The sequence below is a fragment of the Bogoriella caseilytica genome, assembly GCF_003752405.1.
GTDB lineage: Bacteria > Actinomycetota > Actinomycetes > Actinomycetales > Actinomycetaceae > Allobogoriella > Allobogoriella caseilytica.
In genome coordinates, this window is sequence record NZ_RKHK01000001.1 from 1,548,054 (window position 1) to 1,566,780 (window position 18,727).

General features: G+C 70.6%; 14 protein-coding genes. 8 read left to right on the top strand and 6 right to left on the bottom strand.

Features of this window, described 5'->3' with window-relative positions; genetic code table 11:
* Window positions 1-39: 39 nt before the first annotated feature.
* A complete protein-coding gene (locus EDD31_RS06945) occupies window positions 40-543 on the bottom strand; it encodes an ATP-binding protein (RefSeq protein WP_211336077.1) in 504 nt (167 codons plus the stop codon).
* A 71-nt stretch (window positions 544-614) separates the two neighbouring features.
* Entirely contained in the window at window positions 615-2,876 is a 2,262-nt protein-coding gene (locus EDD31_RS06950) for an MMPL family transporter (protein ID WP_123303509.1), read from the bottom strand.
* 87 nt (window positions 2,877-2,963) lie between these two features.
* On the opposite strand from EDD31_RS06950, the gene EDD31_RS06955 reads away from it, so the two are divergent.
* Complete coding sequence (locus EDD31_RS06955; protein ID WP_245990999.1) at window positions 2,964-4,169, top strand: MFS transporter; 1,206 nt, start codon at window positions 2,964-2,966, stop codon at window positions 4,167-4,169.
* Window positions 4,170-4,235: 66 nt separating this feature from the next.
* Here EDD31_RS06955 and EDD31_RS06960 read toward each other — a convergent pair whose 3' ends face one another.
* Window positions 4,236-5,183, bottom strand: a complete 948-nt coding sequence (locus EDD31_RS06960) for a phosphotransferase enzyme family protein (protein ID WP_170163225.1) — start codon at window positions 5,181-5,183, stop codon at window positions 4,236-4,238.
* Window positions 5,184-5,251: 68 nt separating this feature from the next.
* On the opposite strand from EDD31_RS06960, the gene EDD31_RS06965 reads away from it, so the two are divergent.
* The gene (locus EDD31_RS06965) at window positions 5,252-5,848 is read left to right on the top strand and encodes an NUDIX domain-containing protein (RefSeq protein ID WP_148058892.1); all 597 of its coding nucleotides are present in this window, start codon (window positions 5,252-5,254) and stop codon (window positions 5,846-5,848) included.
* 267 nt (window positions 5,849-6,115) lie between these two features.
* Here EDD31_RS06965 and EDD31_RS06970 read toward each other — a convergent pair whose 3' ends face one another.
* On the bottom strand, window positions 6,116-7,384 hold the full coding sequence (locus tag EDD31_RS06970) for an MFS transporter (RefSeq protein ID WP_123303513.1): 1,269 nt from the start codon (window positions 7,382-7,384) through the stop codon (window positions 6,116-6,118).
* A 246-nt stretch (window positions 7,385-7,630) separates the two neighbouring features.
* Here EDD31_RS06970 and EDD31_RS06975 point away from each other — a divergent pair, with 246 nt between their 5' ends.
* The gene (locus tag EDD31_RS06975) at window positions 7,631-8,695 is read left to right on the top strand and encodes a LacI family DNA-binding transcriptional regulator (RefSeq protein ID WP_211336078.1); all 1,065 of its coding nucleotides are present in this window, start codon (window positions 7,631-7,633) and stop codon (window positions 8,693-8,695) included.
* On the opposite strand, the gene EDD31_RS06980 is transcribed toward EDD31_RS06975, so the two are convergent.
* On the bottom strand, window positions 8,664-9,179 hold the full coding sequence (locus EDD31_RS06980; RefSeq protein ID WP_245991002.1) for a methylglyoxal synthase: 516 nt from the start codon (window positions 9,177-9,179) through the stop codon (window positions 8,664-8,666). The genes EDD31_RS06975 and EDD31_RS06980 overlap by 32 nt on opposite strands.
* 179 nt (window positions 9,180-9,358) lie before the next feature.
* Between EDD31_RS06980 and EDD31_RS06985 the strand changes: the two genes are divergently transcribed.
* Window positions 9,359-10,321 (top strand): diacylglycerol/lipid kinase family protein, encoded by a 963-nt coding sequence (locus tag EDD31_RS06985; protein WP_123303514.1) that lies wholly within the window; start codon window positions 9,359-9,361, stop codon window positions 10,319-10,321.
* An 85-nt stretch (window positions 10,322-10,406) separates the two neighbouring features.
* On the opposite strand, the gene EDD31_RS06990 is transcribed toward EDD31_RS06985, so the two are convergent.
* Window positions 10,407-11,885: a DEAD/DEAH box helicase gene (locus EDD31_RS06990; RefSeq protein WP_123303515.1), complete on the bottom strand. Its 1,479-nt coding sequence runs from the start codon at window positions 11,883-11,885 to the stop codon at window positions 10,407-10,409.
* A gap of 404 nt (window positions 11,886-12,289) precedes the next feature.
* On the opposite strand from EDD31_RS06990, the gene EDD31_RS06995 reads away from it, so the two are divergent.
* The 4 genes from EDD31_RS06995 (at window position 12,290) to EDD31_RS07010 (ending at window position 18,726) form a co-directional block, all read left to right on the top strand.
* Window positions 12,290-13,573, top strand: coding sequence for a cytosine permease (locus EDD31_RS06995; RefSeq protein WP_123303516.1), 1,284 nt, complete (start codon window positions 12,290-12,292; stop codon window positions 13,571-13,573).
* Between the two features lie 10 nt (window positions 13,574-13,583).
* Complete coding sequence (locus EDD31_RS07000) at window positions 13,584-14,126, top strand: nucleoside deaminase (protein WP_123303517.1); 543 nt, start codon at window positions 13,584-13,586, stop codon at window positions 14,124-14,126.
* Window positions 14,127-14,443: 317 nt separating this feature from the next.
* Window positions 14,444-15,469 carry a LacI family DNA-binding transcriptional regulator gene (locus EDD31_RS07005; RefSeq protein WP_123303518.1) on the top strand — a complete coding sequence of 342 codons (1,026 nt, stop codon included), beginning with the start codon at window positions 14,444-14,446 and terminating at the stop codon, window positions 15,467-15,469.
* Window positions 15,470-15,579: 110 nt separating this feature from the next.
* Window positions 15,580-18,726: an alpha-mannosidase gene (locus EDD31_RS07010; protein ID WP_123303519.1), complete on the top strand. Its 3,147-nt coding sequence runs from the start codon at window positions 15,580-15,582 to the stop codon at window positions 18,724-18,726.
* Window position 18,727: the final 1 nt, after the last annotated feature.

The following is an 18,727-nucleotide window of genomic DNA, read 5'->3' on the forward strand; positions in this document are numbered from 1 at the left end:
TGCGTGGGCCGGGACTCGGCCGGAAGCTGAGCCCCGGGCTCAACCGCGCAAGGGCCAGGGGGCGGCGAAGATGGCCCACACGTGTTTGGTGCCGGTTCCGGTGTACCAACCCACCTCGACGGAGAGCAGGCGCGCCAGGTGCAGGCCCAGGCCTCCGGCACCGGGCACTCGGACACCTGCATAGACCGGCACGCTGTCGACATCGTGGTCGGCGACGTCGATGAGCCACTGATCGCCCTTGCGGGCGAGCTCCACGATCGTGGGCGGCAAGCCGTGCTTGAGCGCATTGGTCGCCAGTTCGGTGGCGAGCAGGGCCAGCTTCGCGGGGATGTCCGGGAGCTGGTCGTCGTCGTCGCCGGTGACCGAGAGGGCCTCCATCAGGCCGGCGCGAAGCCGGGACAGTTCGTCCGCTGAGGACAGGGTCCACGAGCTGTGGGGTTCGAAGCCAGCCGGTGGGCGGCTCCGGGAAATGTCGCCGTCCATCTCTTCAATCTCGTTGAAGAAGGCGGGGTCAGGGCCTGGTGGCGAATCCTCGGTGCTCACGAATCTCCTTCATGGAAGGCAGCATCTCTGCTGTCGGCCTGGCTCGCCCCCAGAAGAGAGGACGAGTGTGTTTACTGCGCGCGATGCGCGCCTTTCGCGAGGCGGGACGGCCACCAGATTCTGCTGCCGATGTCGTAGAAGAGCCCCGGTACCAGAAGTGAACGCACGATCAACGTATCGATGAGCACTCCGACAGCCACGATGAAGGCCAGCTGCACCAGGAACAGTAGCGGAATCACAGCCAACGCCGCGAAGGTGGCCGCCAGGACGATGCCGGCGGAGGTGATGACGCTCCCGGTGACCCGCAGGCCTTCCAGGGCGCCGCGGCGTGTGCCGATCACCTCCGCTTCCTCCCGGATCCTGGTGGCCAGGAAGATGCTGTAGTCGATACCGAGCGCCACCAGGAACACGAAGGCGAACAGCGGCACCACGGGATCGGCACCGGAGAAACCGAAGACGTGGTTGAAGAACACCGCGGAGATGCCCAGGGCGGAGAGGAAGGAGACCGTCGTCGCAGCGACGAGCAGCAGGGGGGCGATCACCGCGCGCAGCACCCCCATCAGGATCACGGCGATCACTGCCAGGACCAGGGGGATGATCGTCCACAGGTCCGAGCGTGCTGTGTCGCGGGTGTCGAGGGTGGTGGCGCTTTCCCCGCCGATGAGTACATTCGCGTCGATCTCCGGCAGCGTCTCGCGCAGTCGTTCCACGGTGGCGATCGCCGCATCGGAATCGGCCGGGTCGCTGAGCGTCGCCTGGATCTCGGCGACCTCGCGGCCCTCCACCTCGGTGGTCGCCGGCTCCTGCTCCTCGGCGTCGGCGGGCGGGCCCCCGGCCTCATCCGGGGCGTCACCCTCGCCCTCGGTGGGTGGCCCGTCGGCGGATGGAACCCCGTCCTCTCCCGGCTCGGTTCCGAGCGCTACCGAGGCCACGCCCTCGGTAGCCTCGATCTCCTCCACAAGCTCCTCGAGGAACTCGACGTCGCCGATGATGATGGCCGGGTTGCCGGTGCCACCGGGGAAGAGTTCTGCCAGGGTCTCCTGTCCGGTCACGGATTCAGGCTCGCCGAGCAGGAACTCCGACTCCGGCACGCCGGCGGCGCGGAAGGTGGGGGCCAGCGCAGCGGTGAGGATGAGGAACACGGCGGTGCCTACCCAGAGTCGTCGCGGGTGGCGGTCGGTCAGGGCGGCCAGCCATCCCCAGAACCCCGCGCGGGTCGCCACGCGCTTGTGGCCCGGGCCTCCGGCGTCGGAGTTGTGGGCGGAGGAGCTGTCGGCCGGCGCTGCGCGAGGAATGAACGGAAAGAAGGCCACGCGGCGGGTCAGTGCGAGCAGCGCCGGCAGGAAGGTCAGCGTGGCGAGCACGGCGCAGACGATGCCCACGCTGGCCACGGGGCCCAGGGCCTGGTTGGAGGTGAGATCGGAGAGCAGCAGGCAGAGCAAGCCGGCCACCACCGTGCCCGCCGAGGCGAGCACCGGGCGGATGACCGCCCGCCACGCTCGCCACAGGGCGCGGAGGGGATCGGGCTCTTCCCGCAGCGCGTCCCGGTAGCGCGCGATGAGCAGCAGCGCATAGTCGGTGGCAGCGCCGATGACGAGGATGAACAGAATGCCCTGCGCCTGGCCGTTGAGGTCGATCCACCCTGCGCTCGCCATCGCGTAGACCGCGACCACGGAGAGCGCCAGGGCGGCTACAGAGCTGGTCAGCACCAGCAGCGGGAGCACCGGGCTGCGGTAGACGATCAGCAGGATCAGGAAGACCGCGGCCACGGCCACGAGCAGCAGAATGGAGTCGATTCCGCCGAAGGCTTCCGAGAGGTCGGCAGCGAAGGCCGCCGGTCCCGTGACCTCGACGGTGATGCCATCCGGAGCGCTATCCAGGATCGCTCGGATCTCCTCGACCACCTCGGATTCGCCGGTGACGGCGGCGAAGGCTTGCGCGCCGGCCACCGTGTCCGGATCCGCGCCCGCGTCCTCGGCGGGAATCAGGGGTGAGACGGTGCCGACACCCTCGAGCCCGCCCACCTCCTCCAGCAGCTCCTCGATGGCGGCGAGATCCTCCGGTGAGAGCCCACCGTCATTGGTGGCCACCACGATCGCCGGAGGGTCGGTCTCGTCCTGTAGTTCGGCGCGAATCTCGAGCACCTGAGTGGACTCGGCGCTCTCGGGGAGGAAGTCCTGCTGGGACTGCGACTGCACCTCCGAGAGCTGGCCGAAGAACGGGCCGCCCCACCCGGCCACGCCGATCCAGAGAAGCACGAGGAGTGCGGGAACGAGCCACCTCGCGAGGGAGGTGCGGCGGGAGGTTCGATCCCGCTCGGAGACCGAGTGCATAGGCACATCATGCGGCCCATAGCGGTGTGGCGCACACCTATCCCACGTGGAGGCCACCACACCCGGCTGCGGTGGCAGGATGAGCCGGTGAGTGCGGTGTCGATCAGACGTTTCCTCCGGGGGCGCCAACCCTTCCCCCGTTCCGTTCTGGTCCTGACGGCCATCTCCTTCACCGTCGCGGTGGGGTTCGGCGTGATGTTGCCCGTGCTGCCGGTCTTCGCGCGGGACTTCGGCGTGGGCCCCTTCGCCGCCTCGGCCGTGGTCTCCGCCTTCGCCTTCGCCCGGCTGCTCACCGCTCCGGTGATCGGCCCGCTCCTCGCCCGCATCGGCGAGCGCCCGGTGCTGGTGGCCGGGCTGCTGATCGTGGCGGTGTCCTCCGCCGCGGCGGCTCTGGCCATGGACTACACCCAGTTCCTGATCTTCCGCAGCCTCGGCGGTATCGGCTCGGCGATGTTCACCGTGGCGGGAATGACCCTGCTGCTCGCCACGGTGCAGGCCGAGCAACGGGGTCGCGCCGCCAGCCTCTATCAGGGCGGATTCCTGCTGGGCGGAATGGGCGGGCCCGCCATCGGCGGGGCCCTGGCCACCATCTCCCTGACGGCACCGTTCTATTTCTACGCCGTGGTGCTGGTGGCTGCCGCAGTGATCGGGGCGGTCATGTTGCGCTCCTCGGGCCAGGGGCGCAACGACGACAGCGTGGAGGTCCGGCCCTTCGGGGACGTGCTGCGCGACACCCGCTTCCAGGCCGCCGCGATGGCCGGGCTAGGGCAGGGCTGGACCTCTTTCGGCGTCCGCTCCGCACTGGTTCCGCTGATGGTCGTGGAGGTCCTGCACGGGGAACCCTCGTGGACGGCCGTGGCCTTCACTGTTTCGTCGATCGCGCAGGCCATCGCCCTCGGCCCCGCCGGGCGTTTCGTGGACACGGTCGGCCGCAAACCGGCCATGATCGCCGGCGGGCTGGTGGGTGCGGCCGCCATGGCCGGCGTCTCACTGTCGCCGAACATCTGGGTGCTCACCGCGGCCCTCTCGGTCTACGGCGTGGCGGCGGCCTTCCTCAGTGCGGCGCCGGCCGCCGCGGTCGGCGACGCTGCCGGGGCCCGCTCCGGCACCCCGGTGGCGGTGTTCTCCATGGTCACCGACCTCGGCGCGATCGTCGGGCCGCTCGTGGCCGGCTGGATCGCCGAGCACGGCTCCTATCCACTGGCCTTCGGCGTGGGCGTCGGGATCATGCTGCTCGGCGCCGTGCTTGCTCTGCGCATGCCGGGCGGACGTCCGTCCCGCTCCGCGAGTTAGCTGCGGACCGGGCAGAGAAACCCAGGTCTGGCCCGACCGCGCACCTGCGCCCCGAACTCCGATGGTTCAGGGCAGCGGGTAGCGCTCTGGCTTGGCGGCAGCCAGATCCAGCAGGAAGGCGCGCTGTCGCGGATCAGCCCAGGCGGCGTCGTCGTTGTCCTCGAGCACCCAGGTGCCCTCCTCCCACAGCATGTGGTCCAGGGCTGCCGGCCAGAGCCCCCGCTCGGCCTCGCTGAACTGCACGTGGCGGAAGTACGCCCCGGCGAAGGTGCGCCATTCCTCGGCGGTGAACAGCCGGCCGGGGGCGCCGGGGCACTCGTTGTGGAAGAGCGTCAAGGCGAGGGCCAGGTCGAAGATCCGTGGCTCGAGGCCGCCATTGTCCGGATCGACCAGCACCGGGCCGGCGTCGGTGAAGATCAGGTTGTTCGCCTTGTAGTCACTGCTCACTGCGGTGCGCGCCAGGGCCTCTTCGCCGGCGCGCACGGCCGGGAAGGACTCCTCCCACCACCGGCGTCCGAGTTCGCGGACGTTCGCGACGTCGCCCTCGTGCGCAGTGAGGATCCCATCGAGCGTCTCCAGGTCGGTCGCGACATCGTCCCACCCTGTCTCAGGCCACCCGTACTCGCGCAGCCCGGCGGTGGGGACGGCGGCAGCGTGCATCCGCCCGAGGAAGTCCCCGGCGAGCCGGATCTGCTCACTCGTGCCCTGGTAGTCGGCGCCACCCACCCAGGGATAGACCACCCAGTGCTCGCCGTCGACCTCGCGAGGGTTGGGTGCCTGCATTGGAACGGGGGTCACCACCGGGACGTCGGCGCCGGCCAGTGCCTCGGTCCATGCCACGAGCGCCGTGGTGCGCTCGGCGTCGCCCGGGGTGCGCTTGAGCACGACCGCCGCGCCGTCCCCGCTGATGGCGCGGTAGACGCGGGCGTGCGGGGTCAGAGACGAGTCGTCGATGTGGCGCAGCCGGAATGCGGCAGCCAGGTCAGCGGTGGTGGGCGTTTCGCGATCGGTCACTGGCCAGAGGCTAGCGGCGCGCCGTGGCGAGCTGCCAGCCAATAACGCTGCCCCGTACGATCGAGCGAGTGAGTTCCTCTCAGTCTCGGCCCGCTCCGCGCTTGCGCTACGCGGCCTACATGACCGGCCTGCGGCACTTCCGCATGGGCGCCGGTGTGGTCATCCGCGGTGAGGGTGAACGTGTGTTGCTCGTGGAGCCGACCTACAAGGAGAACTGGGAGATCCCCGGTGGCGTGGTCGAGGCCGATGAGGCGCCCTGGGCCACTGCCGAGCGCGAAGTCCGCGAGGAACTCGGCCTGGAGTTCCGCGTCCAGCAGCCCTTGCTCATTGATCACCTGACCACCGATGTGCAGCTCGACGAGGGCATGGCCTCCCTGCTGGCCAGTGGTCGCCTCACCGAGGACGAGGCCGCTGTGCTGCGCGCCGAACGTGCCCTGAGCGCCGTGATGTGGCTTTTCGATGGCGGGACCCTGAGCGACAGTGAGGTCGACGCCCTGCGTCTGCCCGCCGCGGAACTGCGCTCGGTGCGGTTGTGCACGATGGATGAGGTCCGCGATCGCGTCAACGCCGGCATGTGGCGCCGGCTCACGCTCGCGCTGGAGGCGGCGCGTGGCGGCACCGGCCCGGTGCTCTGCGCGGACGGCGTCCCCCGCGCGCGAAGCTGAAGCTCTACCGGCGGCTGCCCCCTCTCCACGCGCCGTCCCTCTCGCCGCCCCGCATGCGGCCCCCGCGCCGCCCCGCATGCGGTGCCCCGCGCCGCCCCCTCACGCGGTGCCCCCGTGCCGCCTCTCGTGCGTTTGTGGTCACTTGGAGCCGCTTTGAGGGCCAGATTCGGTGTTGAACAGGCGCAAACTGACCACAATCGGCGCCCACCCGGCCCACCCGGCCGAGCCCCACCCGGCCCACCCGGCCGAGCCCCACCCGGCCCGGCCTTACAGGCTCGCCGGAGCCAGGGGTGCCGACACGGGGGTGAGGTGGCCCGTCTGGTCGATGACGCGGACGTACTCAAGAGCGGGCACCGCGCGGGCCGGAGCGGGAGACTCGATGACGATCGTGGGCACGCGGCGCGCGGACCGGCCAGCCGCCACTGCCACGGCGAGGCCGGCCAGAACCACCACAGCCCCGATCACCGGCAGTGCCGTGTAGTCCAGCCCGAAGCCCAGAGCGGCACCACCCAGGACCGAGGCCGCCGTGGTCGCCAGCGAGAAGGCCGAGTGGTTGACCGCTGCGGCCATGGTCGGCGCGGTCCCACCGGCGCGGATGACCAGCAGCTGTACGCAGGTGTTCACCGAGAAGGCCGCGATCCCGAGCAGCACGAGCGCTCCCATCGCCAGCCAGGGCGAGCCCATGGCGGCACGGAAGACCAGCAGCGTCACTGTGAGGAGGACGAGCGCGGTGTAGAGCGCCGGGCGCAGGGCACGATCGGCCAGCGGACCGATCACGAGCGCGCCGAGCATGGTGCCGATGCCGTACAGGGCGAGCACGATGGGCACGCTGTTGGAGGGCACTCCGGCGCCCTCGGAGAGGATGGGAGCGATGAAGCAGTAGACCATCATCAGACCGGCCATCACGACCACCGTGGTCGACAGCGCCAGCACCACCGGGGCCTTGCCCAGCGAGCGGGTCTCCCGGCGCAGGTTCACCGGCTCGCGGGTGGTGACCGACGGCGTGAAGACGGCGACGGCGATCAGCGCCAGCACCGCGAGCACCGTGACCACGGCGAAGGCCGTACGCCAGCCGAAGACCTGGCCGAGGAAGGTCGCCGCGGGCAGTCCGATGATGTTGGCCGTGGTGGTGCCGATCAGCACCCGGGCCACGGCGGTCGCCTGCTGGCCGGGGCGGGCGATTCGGGTGGCGAGGATGGTGGCTGCACCGAGGAAGAGCCCGTGCGGCAGGCCGGTGAGGAATCGCGCCACCAGCACGGTGATGAGGTCCGGCGCCATCAGGACGGCGAGGTTGCCGGCCAGGAACAGTGCGAGGGCCCCCACCAATACCAGCTTGCGGGAGAGGCGGATGGTCAGTGCGGTCAGCGCAGGCGCCCCGAGAACCACCCCGAGGGCGTAGGCGGCGATGATGTGCCCGCCCTGTCCCACCGGGACACCGAAGTCGCGAGTCATCTCAGGCAGAAGCCCCATCACTGCGGTCTCGGAGGTGCCGATCACGAAGGCGCCCAGGGCGAGGGCGATGAGGGGGAGTGCCATGGGATGGCCTTTCACAAACAGGGCTAGCTCGCCGGGTAGTTGGCACGTGCTAACTACCCGGCGCGTTTGCGCAGGGGAAGAACTCTGAGTGGGTCGTGCAGGTGGCCGAGAGGCCGGAGAGAGTGCCGTGCTTCGCACGTGCTAAGAAGACTTTCGCTCCTGAAGCACACCCCGCGCAAGTGACCAAATCGTGACCTATGACACCTCGGTCAAAGCCTGGGTCAAAACCGATAAAGTGGCGGAATGGTGGGAAGAAAGCAGGATCCGTCCTCGTCCGGAGAAGGGGGAGTGAAGGACCTGCGCAGCGGTACCTCCCGGCGCCTCACCATGGCCGATGTGGCCGCTCACGCGGGGGTGTCACGGCAGACGGTCTCGCTCGTGCTGGCCGAGAAGCCGGGCCCGAGTTCGGACACCCGCCGGGCCGTGCTCGAGGCCGTCGACGCGCTCGATTTCCGCCCCGACGTCGCCGCGCAGTTGCTGCGCAGCGCCCGAAGCCGTCAGCTCGGCGTCCTGTTCAGCATGGAGCACTCGCACGACCCGCTCGTGGTCGAAGCCCTCTACGACGTCGCCGCGCATCACGAGTACTCCCTGGTGCTCTCCGCCGCAGCGCCGGTGCGCGGGGTTAGATCCGCCGTCGATGAGCTGCTGGGTCTGCACTGCGAGGGCGTCATCATCCTGGGCCTGGACGTCGACGAGCCCGAGCACCTGGCAGAGGTGGCCCGGATGGTGCCCGTAGTCGAGGTTGCCCAACGCAGCGGCGTGACGGGCGTCGAGACGGTGCGCACGGACGACGCCGCGGGCACCCGGCTCGCGGTGGACCACCTGGTGGGCCTGGGGCACCGCGACATCCTCCACCTTGAGGGCGGAGCCAAGCCGGGCGCGCCGGAGCGGCGCGAAGGCTATCTCTACGCCATGGCCGACCACGATCTCGTGGAGCACGTGGAGATCCTCGCCGGCGATTTCACCGAGGAATCCGGGGTGGTGGCAGCCAGCGCGCTCCTGGAGCGGCCCCGCCTGCCCACCGCGGTGATCGCCGCCAACGACCTCGCCGCCCGCGGCGTGGTGGAGACCTTCCTCCGCGCGGGCACGGGAGTGCCGGAGCAGGTCTCGGTGGTCGGCTACGACGACAGCCGGGTGGCCGCGCTCCACCATCTGAGCCTGACCACCGTGCATCAGGATCCGGTGGCTATGGCGGAGCTCGCACTGGAGGCCTGCGCCGAACGCCTCGAAGGCCGCCGCGACCGGGCCCACGACGTCGTGCTGCCGCCCTCCCTGACCGTCAGGTCGACGACGGCACACCCGCGGCGCTAGCGCCGCCCGAACCCGGGATCCCCTCACCGCCGGTGGGCGTTCCGGCCTCCGGGTCCCAGGCGCGGGGCGAGAGATCGGGTCGGGGTGCGTAGGTGGAGTCGAGCAGCGGCGAGGAGATGAGGTAGTCCGCGGTGGCCACATTGCAGGCCATGGGAACGTTCCACACCGCGCCGATGCGCAATAGCGCCTTGACGTCGGGGTCGTGCGGCTGGGCCTCGAGAGGGTCCCAGAAGAAGATGAGCAGGTCGATGGCGCCCTCGGCGATGCGTGCGCCGATCTGCTGGTCACCGCCCACCGGGCCGGAGAGGAACCGCCGCACCGGGAGCCCGAGCTCGAACTCCAGCATGGTGCCCGTGGTGCCCGTGGCGTAGAGCTGGTGATGGGAGAGCGTGCCACGGTTGTATTCGGCCCAGCGCAGCAGCTCGACCTTCATGTTGTCGTGCGCCACCAGGGCGATGTGGCGCGGCGTGGGTGTCGTGGTCACGAGTCCCTCCAATTCTGTGGCCGGCGCGTGTTCGCGCCCGCCTCCTGATCATCCCCTAGAGCCTCCCAGACGTGAGCGGGAGAAGAGTCAGCTCACCTTCGATACGCTCGATCCCAGGGCACAAGCGACGGTTCGGTGGACGAGGGGTAGCCAGCCACGACCACGAGAGCAGGAGAGCGATGCCGACCGATCAGGATGTGCTCGCGGTGGTCAATGCCGACGCCGGTTCGGCGGCGCAGCCGCAGGTGGAGGCTGCCGTGGCGGCGATGCGGGCCGCCGGCCCGCCCTCGGCCCAGGTGGAGCTGGTGGCCACGACGAGCCTGGAGCATCTGGCCGAGACCCTGCGCGGCCTGGCCGGCCGGCGCCTGGTGATCATCGGCGGCGACGGATCGATCCGCGCAGGTGTGCAAAGCCTGCACGACGTTGGTGCGCTCCGTGCGGCCGGGCCGATCGGCATCGTGCCACTGGGCACGGCGAATGACCTGGCACGCACGCTCGGGCTGCCCCAGGATCCGGCCGACGCGGCACACCTCGCGATGTCTGGCACGCCGCATGGCATGGCGGTCCTGGTCGCCGAGGACGGCGTAGTGGCCGTGAACTCGGTGCACGTGGGTGTCGGGGCCGTGGCAGCGAGGAAGGCTGATCGGATCAAGCCGGTGCTGCAGCGGGTGCGCCTCGGCGTGCTGGCGTATCCCGTCGGCGCACTCGCCGCCGGCCTCACCCACCGCAGCTGGCGATTGCGGGTGCGCGTGGACGGCGTGGACCAGCAGCGCCCCGGGGAGCGGCTGCTCATGGTCGCCATCGGCCTCGGTGGCACGGTGGGGGGCGGAGTGCCCCTGGTGCCGGGAGCGGATCCGCGTGATGCGATGGCCGATATCGTCGTCTCCGGCGCGGTGGCCCCGCTGGCACGGCTGGTCTACGCCGCACAGCTGACCAGAGGTGCGCACGTGCGCCGGCCGGATGTGCGCACTGCGCGGGGCCTGATGATCGAGGTTGAGGCCGCGCCGGGCACGTCCTTTCCCACCAATCTCGATGGCGAGGTGCGCGGACCGTACACCGCGCGGTGCTGGGAGTTCCGGCCCGAGGCGTGGAGCGCGATCGCGCCACAAGAGGCCGAGGACGTCGCCGGCGCTGCTGCCTAGCCGGGATCGTCCCAATCTGCGTCGTCCCGAAACGAGAACTGCCCGCTCGCCGAAACGGCGGACGGGCAGTTCTTGAGCGAGTGAGTCAGCGCTGGCCGCTGCGGGACTGACCCTGGGCGGCCCCACCGGAGGAGCGTCCGCCACCTGAACGTCCGCCACGGCGTCCGCCGCCCTGACCGCTCCCGGAACGTCCTGCGCCGGAACGTGCCGCACCGGAACGTGCTGCGCCCGAGCGCGCCGCGCCGGAGGCCCCACGTGAGCGGCCACCACGCGAGCGACCCCCGCCAGAGCGCCCCTGTCCGTTCTGGGACTGCCCGGTGGCGTCTCCGCCCGGTGCGGACCAGCCACCGGGGCGCGAGCGTGCGCCGGGTGCCAACTCGGTGAGCACGGGGTGATCGGTGTCGGCCACCGTGGTGTTCTTGGGCTTGATGCCGGCCGCGCGCGTCAGCGACCGCACGTCATGGCGCTGATCCTCAGCGGCCAGGGTGATCACCGTGCCCGCCGCGCCGGCGCGGGCGGTGCGGCCTGAGCGGTGCAGGTAGGCCTTGTGCTCGGTGGGCGGGTCGGCGTGGACCACGAGGGCGACGTCGTCCACGTGGATGCCGCGGGCGGCGATGTCGGTGGCCACCAGGGTGGAGGCGGTGCCCTCGTGGAAGGCCGTCATGTTCCGGGTGCGGGCGTTCTGCGAGAGATTGCCGTGCAGGTCCACGCTGGGGATGCCCAGGCCGTTGAGCTTGCGGGCCAGGGTCTTCGCGCCGTGCTTGGTGCGGGTGAAGATGATGGTGCGGCCCGGCGCCGAGGCGAGGTCGGCCAGCACCGGGATCCGAAGCTCGCGGGTCACGTGCAGCACGTGATGGTCCATGGCGATCACCGGGGACTGCGCGGAGTCGGCCTCGTGCACGCGCGGCTTGGTGAGGTAGCGGCGCACCAGGACGTCGATGGCGTTGTCCAAGGTGGCGGAGAAGAGCATGCGCTGGCCGTCACGCGGGGTGGCGTCCAGCAGGCGGCGCACGGCGGGCAGGAAGCCGAGGTCGGCCATGTGGTCGGCCTCGTCGAGCACAGTGATGTCCACGGCCGAGAGGTTGCAGTGGCCCTGGCCGATGAGGTCCTCGAGCCGTCCCGGGCAGGCGATGAGGACGTCGATGCCGCGGCGGAGGGCGTCCACCTGGGGCTGTTGTCCGACGCCACCGAAGATCGATCGGGTGGACAGGCCTGCGGCGCGCGCCAGCGGTGCCACGGTCTCTTCGATCTGGGTGGCCAGTTCGCGGGTGGGCGCCAGGATCAGGGCGCGTGGGCGCTTGGCCGTGGCGCGTCCGCCCTTGGCGGCGAGGCGGGCGATGACGGGGATGGCGAAGGCGTAGGTCTTGCCCGAGCCGGTGCGGCCGCGCCCGAGCACGTCGCGGCCGGCCAGGGAGTCGGGCAGCGTGGCGGCCTGGATCGGGGTGGGAACGGTGATGCCCGCGGCATCCAGGATGGCGAGCAGGTCGGTGGGTACGCCGAGATCGGCGAAGGTGGTGGAGCCGGCCCGGGTGGGCTGGGCAGGGCTGAGAGCAGTGCTGGTCACGAGGACTCTTTCGATCGGCGTCTCGCCGGATGCTTTGTCCCGGGCTGTCAGCCGGCGGGAGTGAGGAAGCAGGACCCCGTTCCTGGGGCGGCGCGAGCGATGTGCCGCGCAGGGACCGGGGCAAGACTGGCCGGTCCAACGCCCACGACACTACACGCCTGAGTAGCGGGCGGCTGCGGAAGGAGACGGCACACACAGCTGGCCGGGGCCCGTGGGGTGCGCCGCCCGGGAGCCTCGTGTGCGCCGCCGGGGGCTTGCTGGGTAGAGAAACTGGCGCTTGGCGCCACTTACTCTTCCCGATGCCGGCGATCAGGACGCCACGGGGCGGAATCGTGCTGGGTGCATTGCGGTCTGCCGCTAGAGTTCGGGCGATCCCCCTGCACTGCCGCCACGCGGAGGAACCCATGCCTGCTGCCCAGAAGTCGACCGGTCAGACGGTCCGCGACCGTGACTATCCACTGGGGCGCGTGCCGCGGGCCGAGCGCCCCGGCACCCTCGCCGTCGCGGTCGTCATCGCCGGCTTCCTCTTCTACACCCCCACCATGGTGGTCGGTGGCGACGTCGCCGGGGCCTTCCCCTTCGGGGAGTTCCTCGGCCTGGCAGCCGTGGCCACGGTGGTGCTCGGCCTCTACATGGCCCTGATGGGCCTGATCAGTGAGCGCACCGGCCTGACCACGGCGCTGGTCTCGCGACTGGTGCTCGGCCGCGTGGGTGGGAAATGGGGCTCCTTCATCCTCGGCGGCACCCAGCTGGGCTGGTATGGCGTGGGGCTTGGCGTGCTGGCAAACCTCATCGAGGCCTCCACCGGTTTCGGCGCCACCTGGCTGGTGGTCATCGTCGGCGGCGTGCTCATGGCCTCCACGGCCTACTTCGGCTTCCGCGGCATCGAGATCCTCTCGTGGATCTCCGTGCCGCTCATGCTGGTGCTGTGCGTATGGGTCACGGTGCTCGCCTTCGGCGAGGCCGGTGGCTGGAGCGACCTGCTGGCCGGTGGCGGTGCGGACGCCGGCTCCATCGGCCCGGGCACGGCGATCACCATGATGATCGCGACCTTCATCTCCGGCGGCACCCAGATCGGTAACTGGACGCGCTTCGCCAACGGCGCGACCCGGACCTTCGTGCTCACCCTGGTGGCCGTGCTGCTGGTGCAGTTCGCCATGCTGTTCTTCGGCGGGGTCGGTGTGGCCGCCTACGGCGAGGGCGACTTCGTCGAGGTGCTGCTCGCCATGGGCATCGTGGGCATGGCGCTGGTGCTGCTGGTGGCGAACCTGTGGACCACCAACGACAACACGGCCTACGCCTTCGCGGTGGCCGGGGCGGAGCTGTTCGAAAAGGCCGACAAGCGCCCCTTCGTCGTCGGCGGTGTGGTGATCTCGGTGGTGCTCGCCCTGACCGGCATCGCGGACAACCTGATCTCCTTCCTGTCCCTGCTGAGTGTGGTGATCCCACCGCTGGGAGGCGTCATCATCGGCACCTTCTTCTTCGTGTGGCGCGGCAAGGACCCCGGCACGGCGCTCACTGACATCCCGATGATCCGGCTGGGCGCGCTGGTGGCCTACCTCGCCGGAGCGGCGGCTGCCCTGGTGGGCACGTACGGCGGGCTCGGGAGCCCGGCGATCCAGGGCATCATCGTGGCGGCGCTCGCGGTCCCGGTGTGTGAGACCGTCGCCCGCACGATGCGGGCCTGAAGGAGGAGTGATGGCCGAGCAGCACGCAGCACAGTCACGCCCGGCGCAGCCCGGTCCGGCGCAGCCCCACATACCGCGGCCTGGCCCGTACGCCGGGCGGCCGGTGGGATCGGACCGCGAAGCCCTCGCCGTCGCCATCCAGGAGGCCCGCGACGGGCGCGCCGGAGGCGGGGTGCCGATCGGCGCGGCCTTGGTGGTGGACGGCGAAGTGCTGGCCTCCGGGCACAACCAGCGTGTGCAACTCGCCAGCCCGATCCTGCACGGCGAGACGGACTGCCTGGCCAATGCCGGGCGACTGCCCGCCTCCGTCTACGCCCGGGCCACCATGGTCACCACCCTCTCGCCCTGCGACATGTGCACCGGCGCGATCCTGCTCTACGGCATCCCGCGGGTGATCATCGGGGAGAACCGCACGTTCTACGGCGCTGAGGATCTGCTGCGCTTGCGCGGTGTGGAGGTCGTGGTTCTCGACGACGCCGAATGCGTGGCTCTGATGGAGGAGTTCATCGCTGCCGAGCCCGATCTCTGGAACGAGGACATCGGCGAGGAGTAGCCGCCGGCACCGGATCGGGTAGAGAAGGTGGCGCTGAGAGCCACTTTCTCTACCCGATGGGCCTCTACCGCAGGGGCCAAGGGCGGGAGGGGCGGGGCTGAGATCGGGGTGGAGAGCAGGGCGGAGATCGGGGTGGAGAGCAGGGCGGGGAGGGCCGGGTGGCTCGGTGAGAGGGCGCGGTGCTCCGGGGTGGACGCGCTCGAGTGTGGCGGTCGCGCGCGCTGCCCGTACCCTCGGGTGAGCACCCGTACGACCTGCCCGTACCCTCGGGTGAGCACCCGCACCGGGCGCAGGGAACGTTCCGCGAGGAGGCGTAGGTGGGCCAGAACGGCAAGCGGCCGACCCTTCGGGAGATCGCCGCTCGGGTGGGCGTCTCCGAGACCGCGGCCTCCTTTGCGCTCAATGGGCGGCCGGGGATCTCCGAGGCCACCCGCAAGAAGGTGCTCGACGTGGTCGAGGAGATGGGCTGGCGGCCCAGCTACGCCGCCCGGGTGCTCTCCGGAGCGCGTTCGAGGACCATCGGCCTCGTCCTCACCCAGAACACCGCCACCGTCGACTCCGAACTCTTCTTCATCCGGCTGATGACCGGCATGCAGACCGTACTGAGCCGCTCGCAGTGCGGCCTGCTGATGCAGGTGGTGCAGACGGTCGAGGAGGAGATCGAGGTCTATCGCACCTGGCATGCGGAGGGGCGGGTGGACGGCGTGGTCCTGGTGGACCTGCGCGCCGATGACCCCCGCCCGCGTGCCATGGTGGACCTCGGCCTCCCCGCAGTCCTGGCTGGCGGGCCGGATCCAGAGGGCTTGCTGCCCTCGGTCTCGATCGACGACGCCGCCGCGATGACCCTCGTGCTCCAGCACCTGCGCGAGCTCGGCCACCGCCATGTGGCCTACGTCAGCGGGCCACGGGATCTGCTGCACGTGCGCCGTCGTCTCGATGCCTTCGATGCGGTCGTCGCCGAGCAACTCGACGGCGGACACGTCATCTCCACCGACTTCACCTCCGAAGCCGCTGCGGCGGCCACACGCGAGCTGCTCGCACACGCCCCGGCGCCCACAGCAGTGGTGTGCGACAACGAGATCGTCGCCGTCTCGCTCATGCTCACTCTGCGTAGTCTCGGCCGCCATGTGCCCGAGGACCTCGCTGTGGTCTCCTGGGAGGACACTCCGGTCTGCCAGGCCATGCACCCGCCCCTGACGGCCTTGCACCGCAACACGCACGAGTTCGGCGCCGATGTGGCGGAGCAGTTGCTCAAGATCCTCGCCGGCGAGCCCCCGGAGAGCAGCCAGGAGCAGACGCCGCAGCTCATCGTCCGGGCAAGCACGGATTCCGCACGCGCCTGAGGCCGGCGCCCTCGCAGGCTCCTCCCGGTGTTGACAGCACTCGCTGACCGGGTTTACGTTCGAGGAACTAAAGGGCTTTAGCAATCCTCATTCCGCGCCATGGAGCCGCTGTGCATTCTCACCCTCATCACACTCTCGACCGCCTTGAGCGCGTGCTGCGCGAGCGCATTCAGCCGGCCGTGCATCAGCGGCTGGCGCCCGTGGAGCTGCACGCCTGGCGCGTGGACGGGGACGGCGAACCCGTTCCGGCCTCCCATGCCCTCGGCCTTGAGACCCTGCCCGGCCGGGAGGCGCCCGAGTACGCGCCCTTCGCGGTGGGTTCCCCCTGGGGGCCGGCCTGGAGCACCACCTGGTTCCGCGTCGAGGGCACGGTGCCGGGTGAGGCCACGGGCATCATCGAACTGGTCCTCGATCTGGGGTGGGAGCCCCACTCCGTGGGCGGGCACGGCGAGGCGCTGGTCCACCGTCCCGATGGCACTGCGGTGAAGGCGCTGCACCCGCTGCACGGCTGGGTGCGCCTGCGCGGGCCCGGTGCCCCCGACGGGGTGCTGCGTCCGGACGGGTCCTTCACCCTCTACATCGAGGCCGCTGCGAACCCGCTGGTGCTCGGCCTGCCCCCCTTCGAAGTCACCGATGTCGGCGAGAAGCACACTGCGGAGAGCTTCACGCCCTATCTGCTGCGCACAGCTGAGATCGCCTCCTGGCACCGCGAGGTCTGGGAGCTGGTGCGTGACCTCGAGGTAGCCGGGGGCCTGGCGCGGGAGCTCTCCGACACGGAGCCGCGCTACTGGCGCCTGGTGGAGGCCATTGGTCGCGCGCTGAACGCCTACGACCCAGCGGATCTGACGAGCGCCTCGGCCGCGCGGGCCGAGCTCGCTGAGGTGCTGGCGCAGCCCGCTCACGCCACCGCCCACCGGGTGAGCGCGGTCGGGCACGCCCACATCGACTCCGCATGGCTCTGGCCGCTGCGCGAGACCCGCCGCAAGGTCGCCCGCACGGTGTCCAACGTGCTCGACCTGATGGACACCGATCCGGAATTCACCTACGCGATGTCCTCTGCTCAGCAGTTCGCCTGGATCGAGGAGGACCGGCCGGACCTCTTTGCCCGACTGGGCGAACGCGTACGCGAGGGGCGTTTCATCCCGGTGGGCGGCATGTGGGTCGAGGCTGATGCCGTGATGCCCACCGGCGAGTCCATGGTTCGGCAGTTCACCTACGGCAAGCGGTACTTCCAGAGCCGCTTCGGCATCGACACCGACGGCGTCTGGCTCCCGGACAGCTTCGGTTACTCGGGCGCGCTGCCCCAGCTCGCCCGGCGCGCCGGCTTCCGCTGGTTCCTCACGCAGAAGATCTCCTGGAACGACACCAACACCTTCCCGCACCACAGCTTCTCCTGGGAAGGCATCGACGGCACTCGCATCTTCACCCACTTCCCGCCGGCCGAGACCTACGCGGCCGAGGTCACCCCGGCGGAGCTGCACCACGCCGTCTCCACCTTCCGCGACAAGGCCCGCTCCTCGCACTCTCTGTTGCTCTTCGGGTACGGCGACGGCGGCGGCGGACCCACCCGGGAGATGCTCGGACGCGCCTCGCGCCTGCGTGATCTCGAGGGCGCGCCCCGCGTGGAGCAGCGTGCCCCCTCGGAGTTCTTCACCGAGGCGGAACGGGAGTACGTTGCCGCAGGGGGCCCGCCCGTGTGGCAGGGCGAGCTCTATCTCGAACTGCACCGCGGCACGCTGACCTCCCAGCTCGCCATGAAGCAGGGCAACCGCCGGGCCGAGGCGATGCTCCGCACCGTGGAACACCTGGCTGCCATCGCGGCGGTGCGCGCCGGAGCGCCCTACCCGGCGCTCGAGCTGGATGAGATCTGGCAGACCGTGCTGGTGCACCAGTTCCACGACATCCTGCCCGGATCCTCCATCGCCTGGGTGCATCGCGAGGCTCGTGGCACCTATCGCACGCTGGATGAACGGCTCCGCGCTCTCGCCGCCCAGGCCCTCCAGGCCCTGAGCTCCCACCCGCAGGCATCTGGTCCGGCGCCGGGCTCGGGTACTGCGCCGGGCACCCTCTTCCCTGGCGCCTCCGGCCAGTGGCACCTCGAGCATCAGCACGAGGGGAACCAGCCTGCCGTGGCCGCGGAGCGCGGCGAGGACATCACGCTGGACAACGGGCTGCTCCGGGTGACCCTCGACGGCTCCGGCACGGTCACCTCGCTGCGGGATCTGACCGCAGATCGTGAGCTGGTTCCCGCAGGAAGGCGCCTCGGTGAACTCGTGCTCTTCCGCGACGAGCCGATCCGCTGGGACGCCTGGGACATCGACCGTCACGTCCTCGAGCTGGCGCAGGCGCTGAACGAGCCCGAGAGCATCGAGATCGTCGACGCCGACGGCGATGCCCGAGTGGACGTCGCCTACTCCCACGGCGCGTCGCGCTTCACGCTCAGCTACTCGCTCGCTCCGGGCGCGGCTGAACTCCAGATGGCCTGCGACGTGGACTGGCAGGAGCGCGAGCACCTGCTCAAGGTCGCCCTCCCGCTGGATGTGCGCGCCCCCTCCGCTCGTTACGAGACCCAGTACGGCTACGTGGAGCGCCCCGTCAGCACGAACACCTCCTGGGACGAGGCCCGCTACGAGGTGAACCAACACCGCTACCTGCACCTGGCCGAGCCCGGCCACGGCGTCGGCGTCGTCAACGACTCCAGCCACGGATGCGACGTCACCCCGCTGGACGGCGGCGCCACCCAGGTGCGGCTGTCCTTGCTGCGCGCCTCCCGTTACCCCGATCCGGGTGCCGACCTCGGGCAGCACCGCATGCGGTGGTCGATCGTGGCTGCCGATCAACCCACCACGGTCACCGCTGCCTATGCGATGGCAGCCCCCGCACTGGACGGCCTGCCGGAGCTCGAGCCGCTGGTCACTCTCGATCTGGACGAGGGCGCCGCGGTCGTCGACTGGATCAAGCTCGCCGACGACGGTTCAGGTGACGTGATCGCACGCATCGCAGAGGTCGCCGGCGGCCGCGCCCGCGGGCACCTGCGCGCAGCGCGTGACCTCGCCGGTGCCGAGGTGCAGGAGACCGATCTGCTGGAGTACCCGCTCGGCGACATCACCTCGCCCGGGGCGGCTGGCGGACTGCCCGAGGCGCTGGCCGGCCACAATCCTCGCCCCCTCAGTGGCGCCGAGCTTCGCCTCGGCCCTTTCCAACTCACCACCCTGCGGATCCGGCGCACTGCCGGATCCTCGATGACAAAGGAGTAAT

Coding starts and splice junctions, on each gene's coding strand:
- EDD31_RS06950 (WP_123303509.1), bottom strand. CDS start 2,876: ATGCACTCGGTCTCCGAGCGGGATCGAACCTCCCGCCGCACCTCCCTC.
- EDD31_RS06970 (WP_123303513.1), bottom strand. CDS start 7,384: ATGGCACTCCCCCTCATCGCCCTCGCCCTGGGCGCCTTCGTGATCGGC.
- EDD31_RS06985 (WP_123303514.1), top strand. CDS start 9,359: ATGCCGACCGATCAGGATGTGCTCGCGGTGGTCAATGCCGACGCCGGT.
- EDD31_RS06995 (WP_123303516.1), top strand. CDS start 12,290: ATGCCTGCTGCCCAGAAGTCGACCGGTCAGACGGTCCGCGACCGTGAC.
- EDD31_RS07000 (WP_123303517.1), top strand. CDS start 13,584: ATGGCCGAGCAGCACGCAGCACAGTCACGCCCGGCGCAGCCCGGTCCG.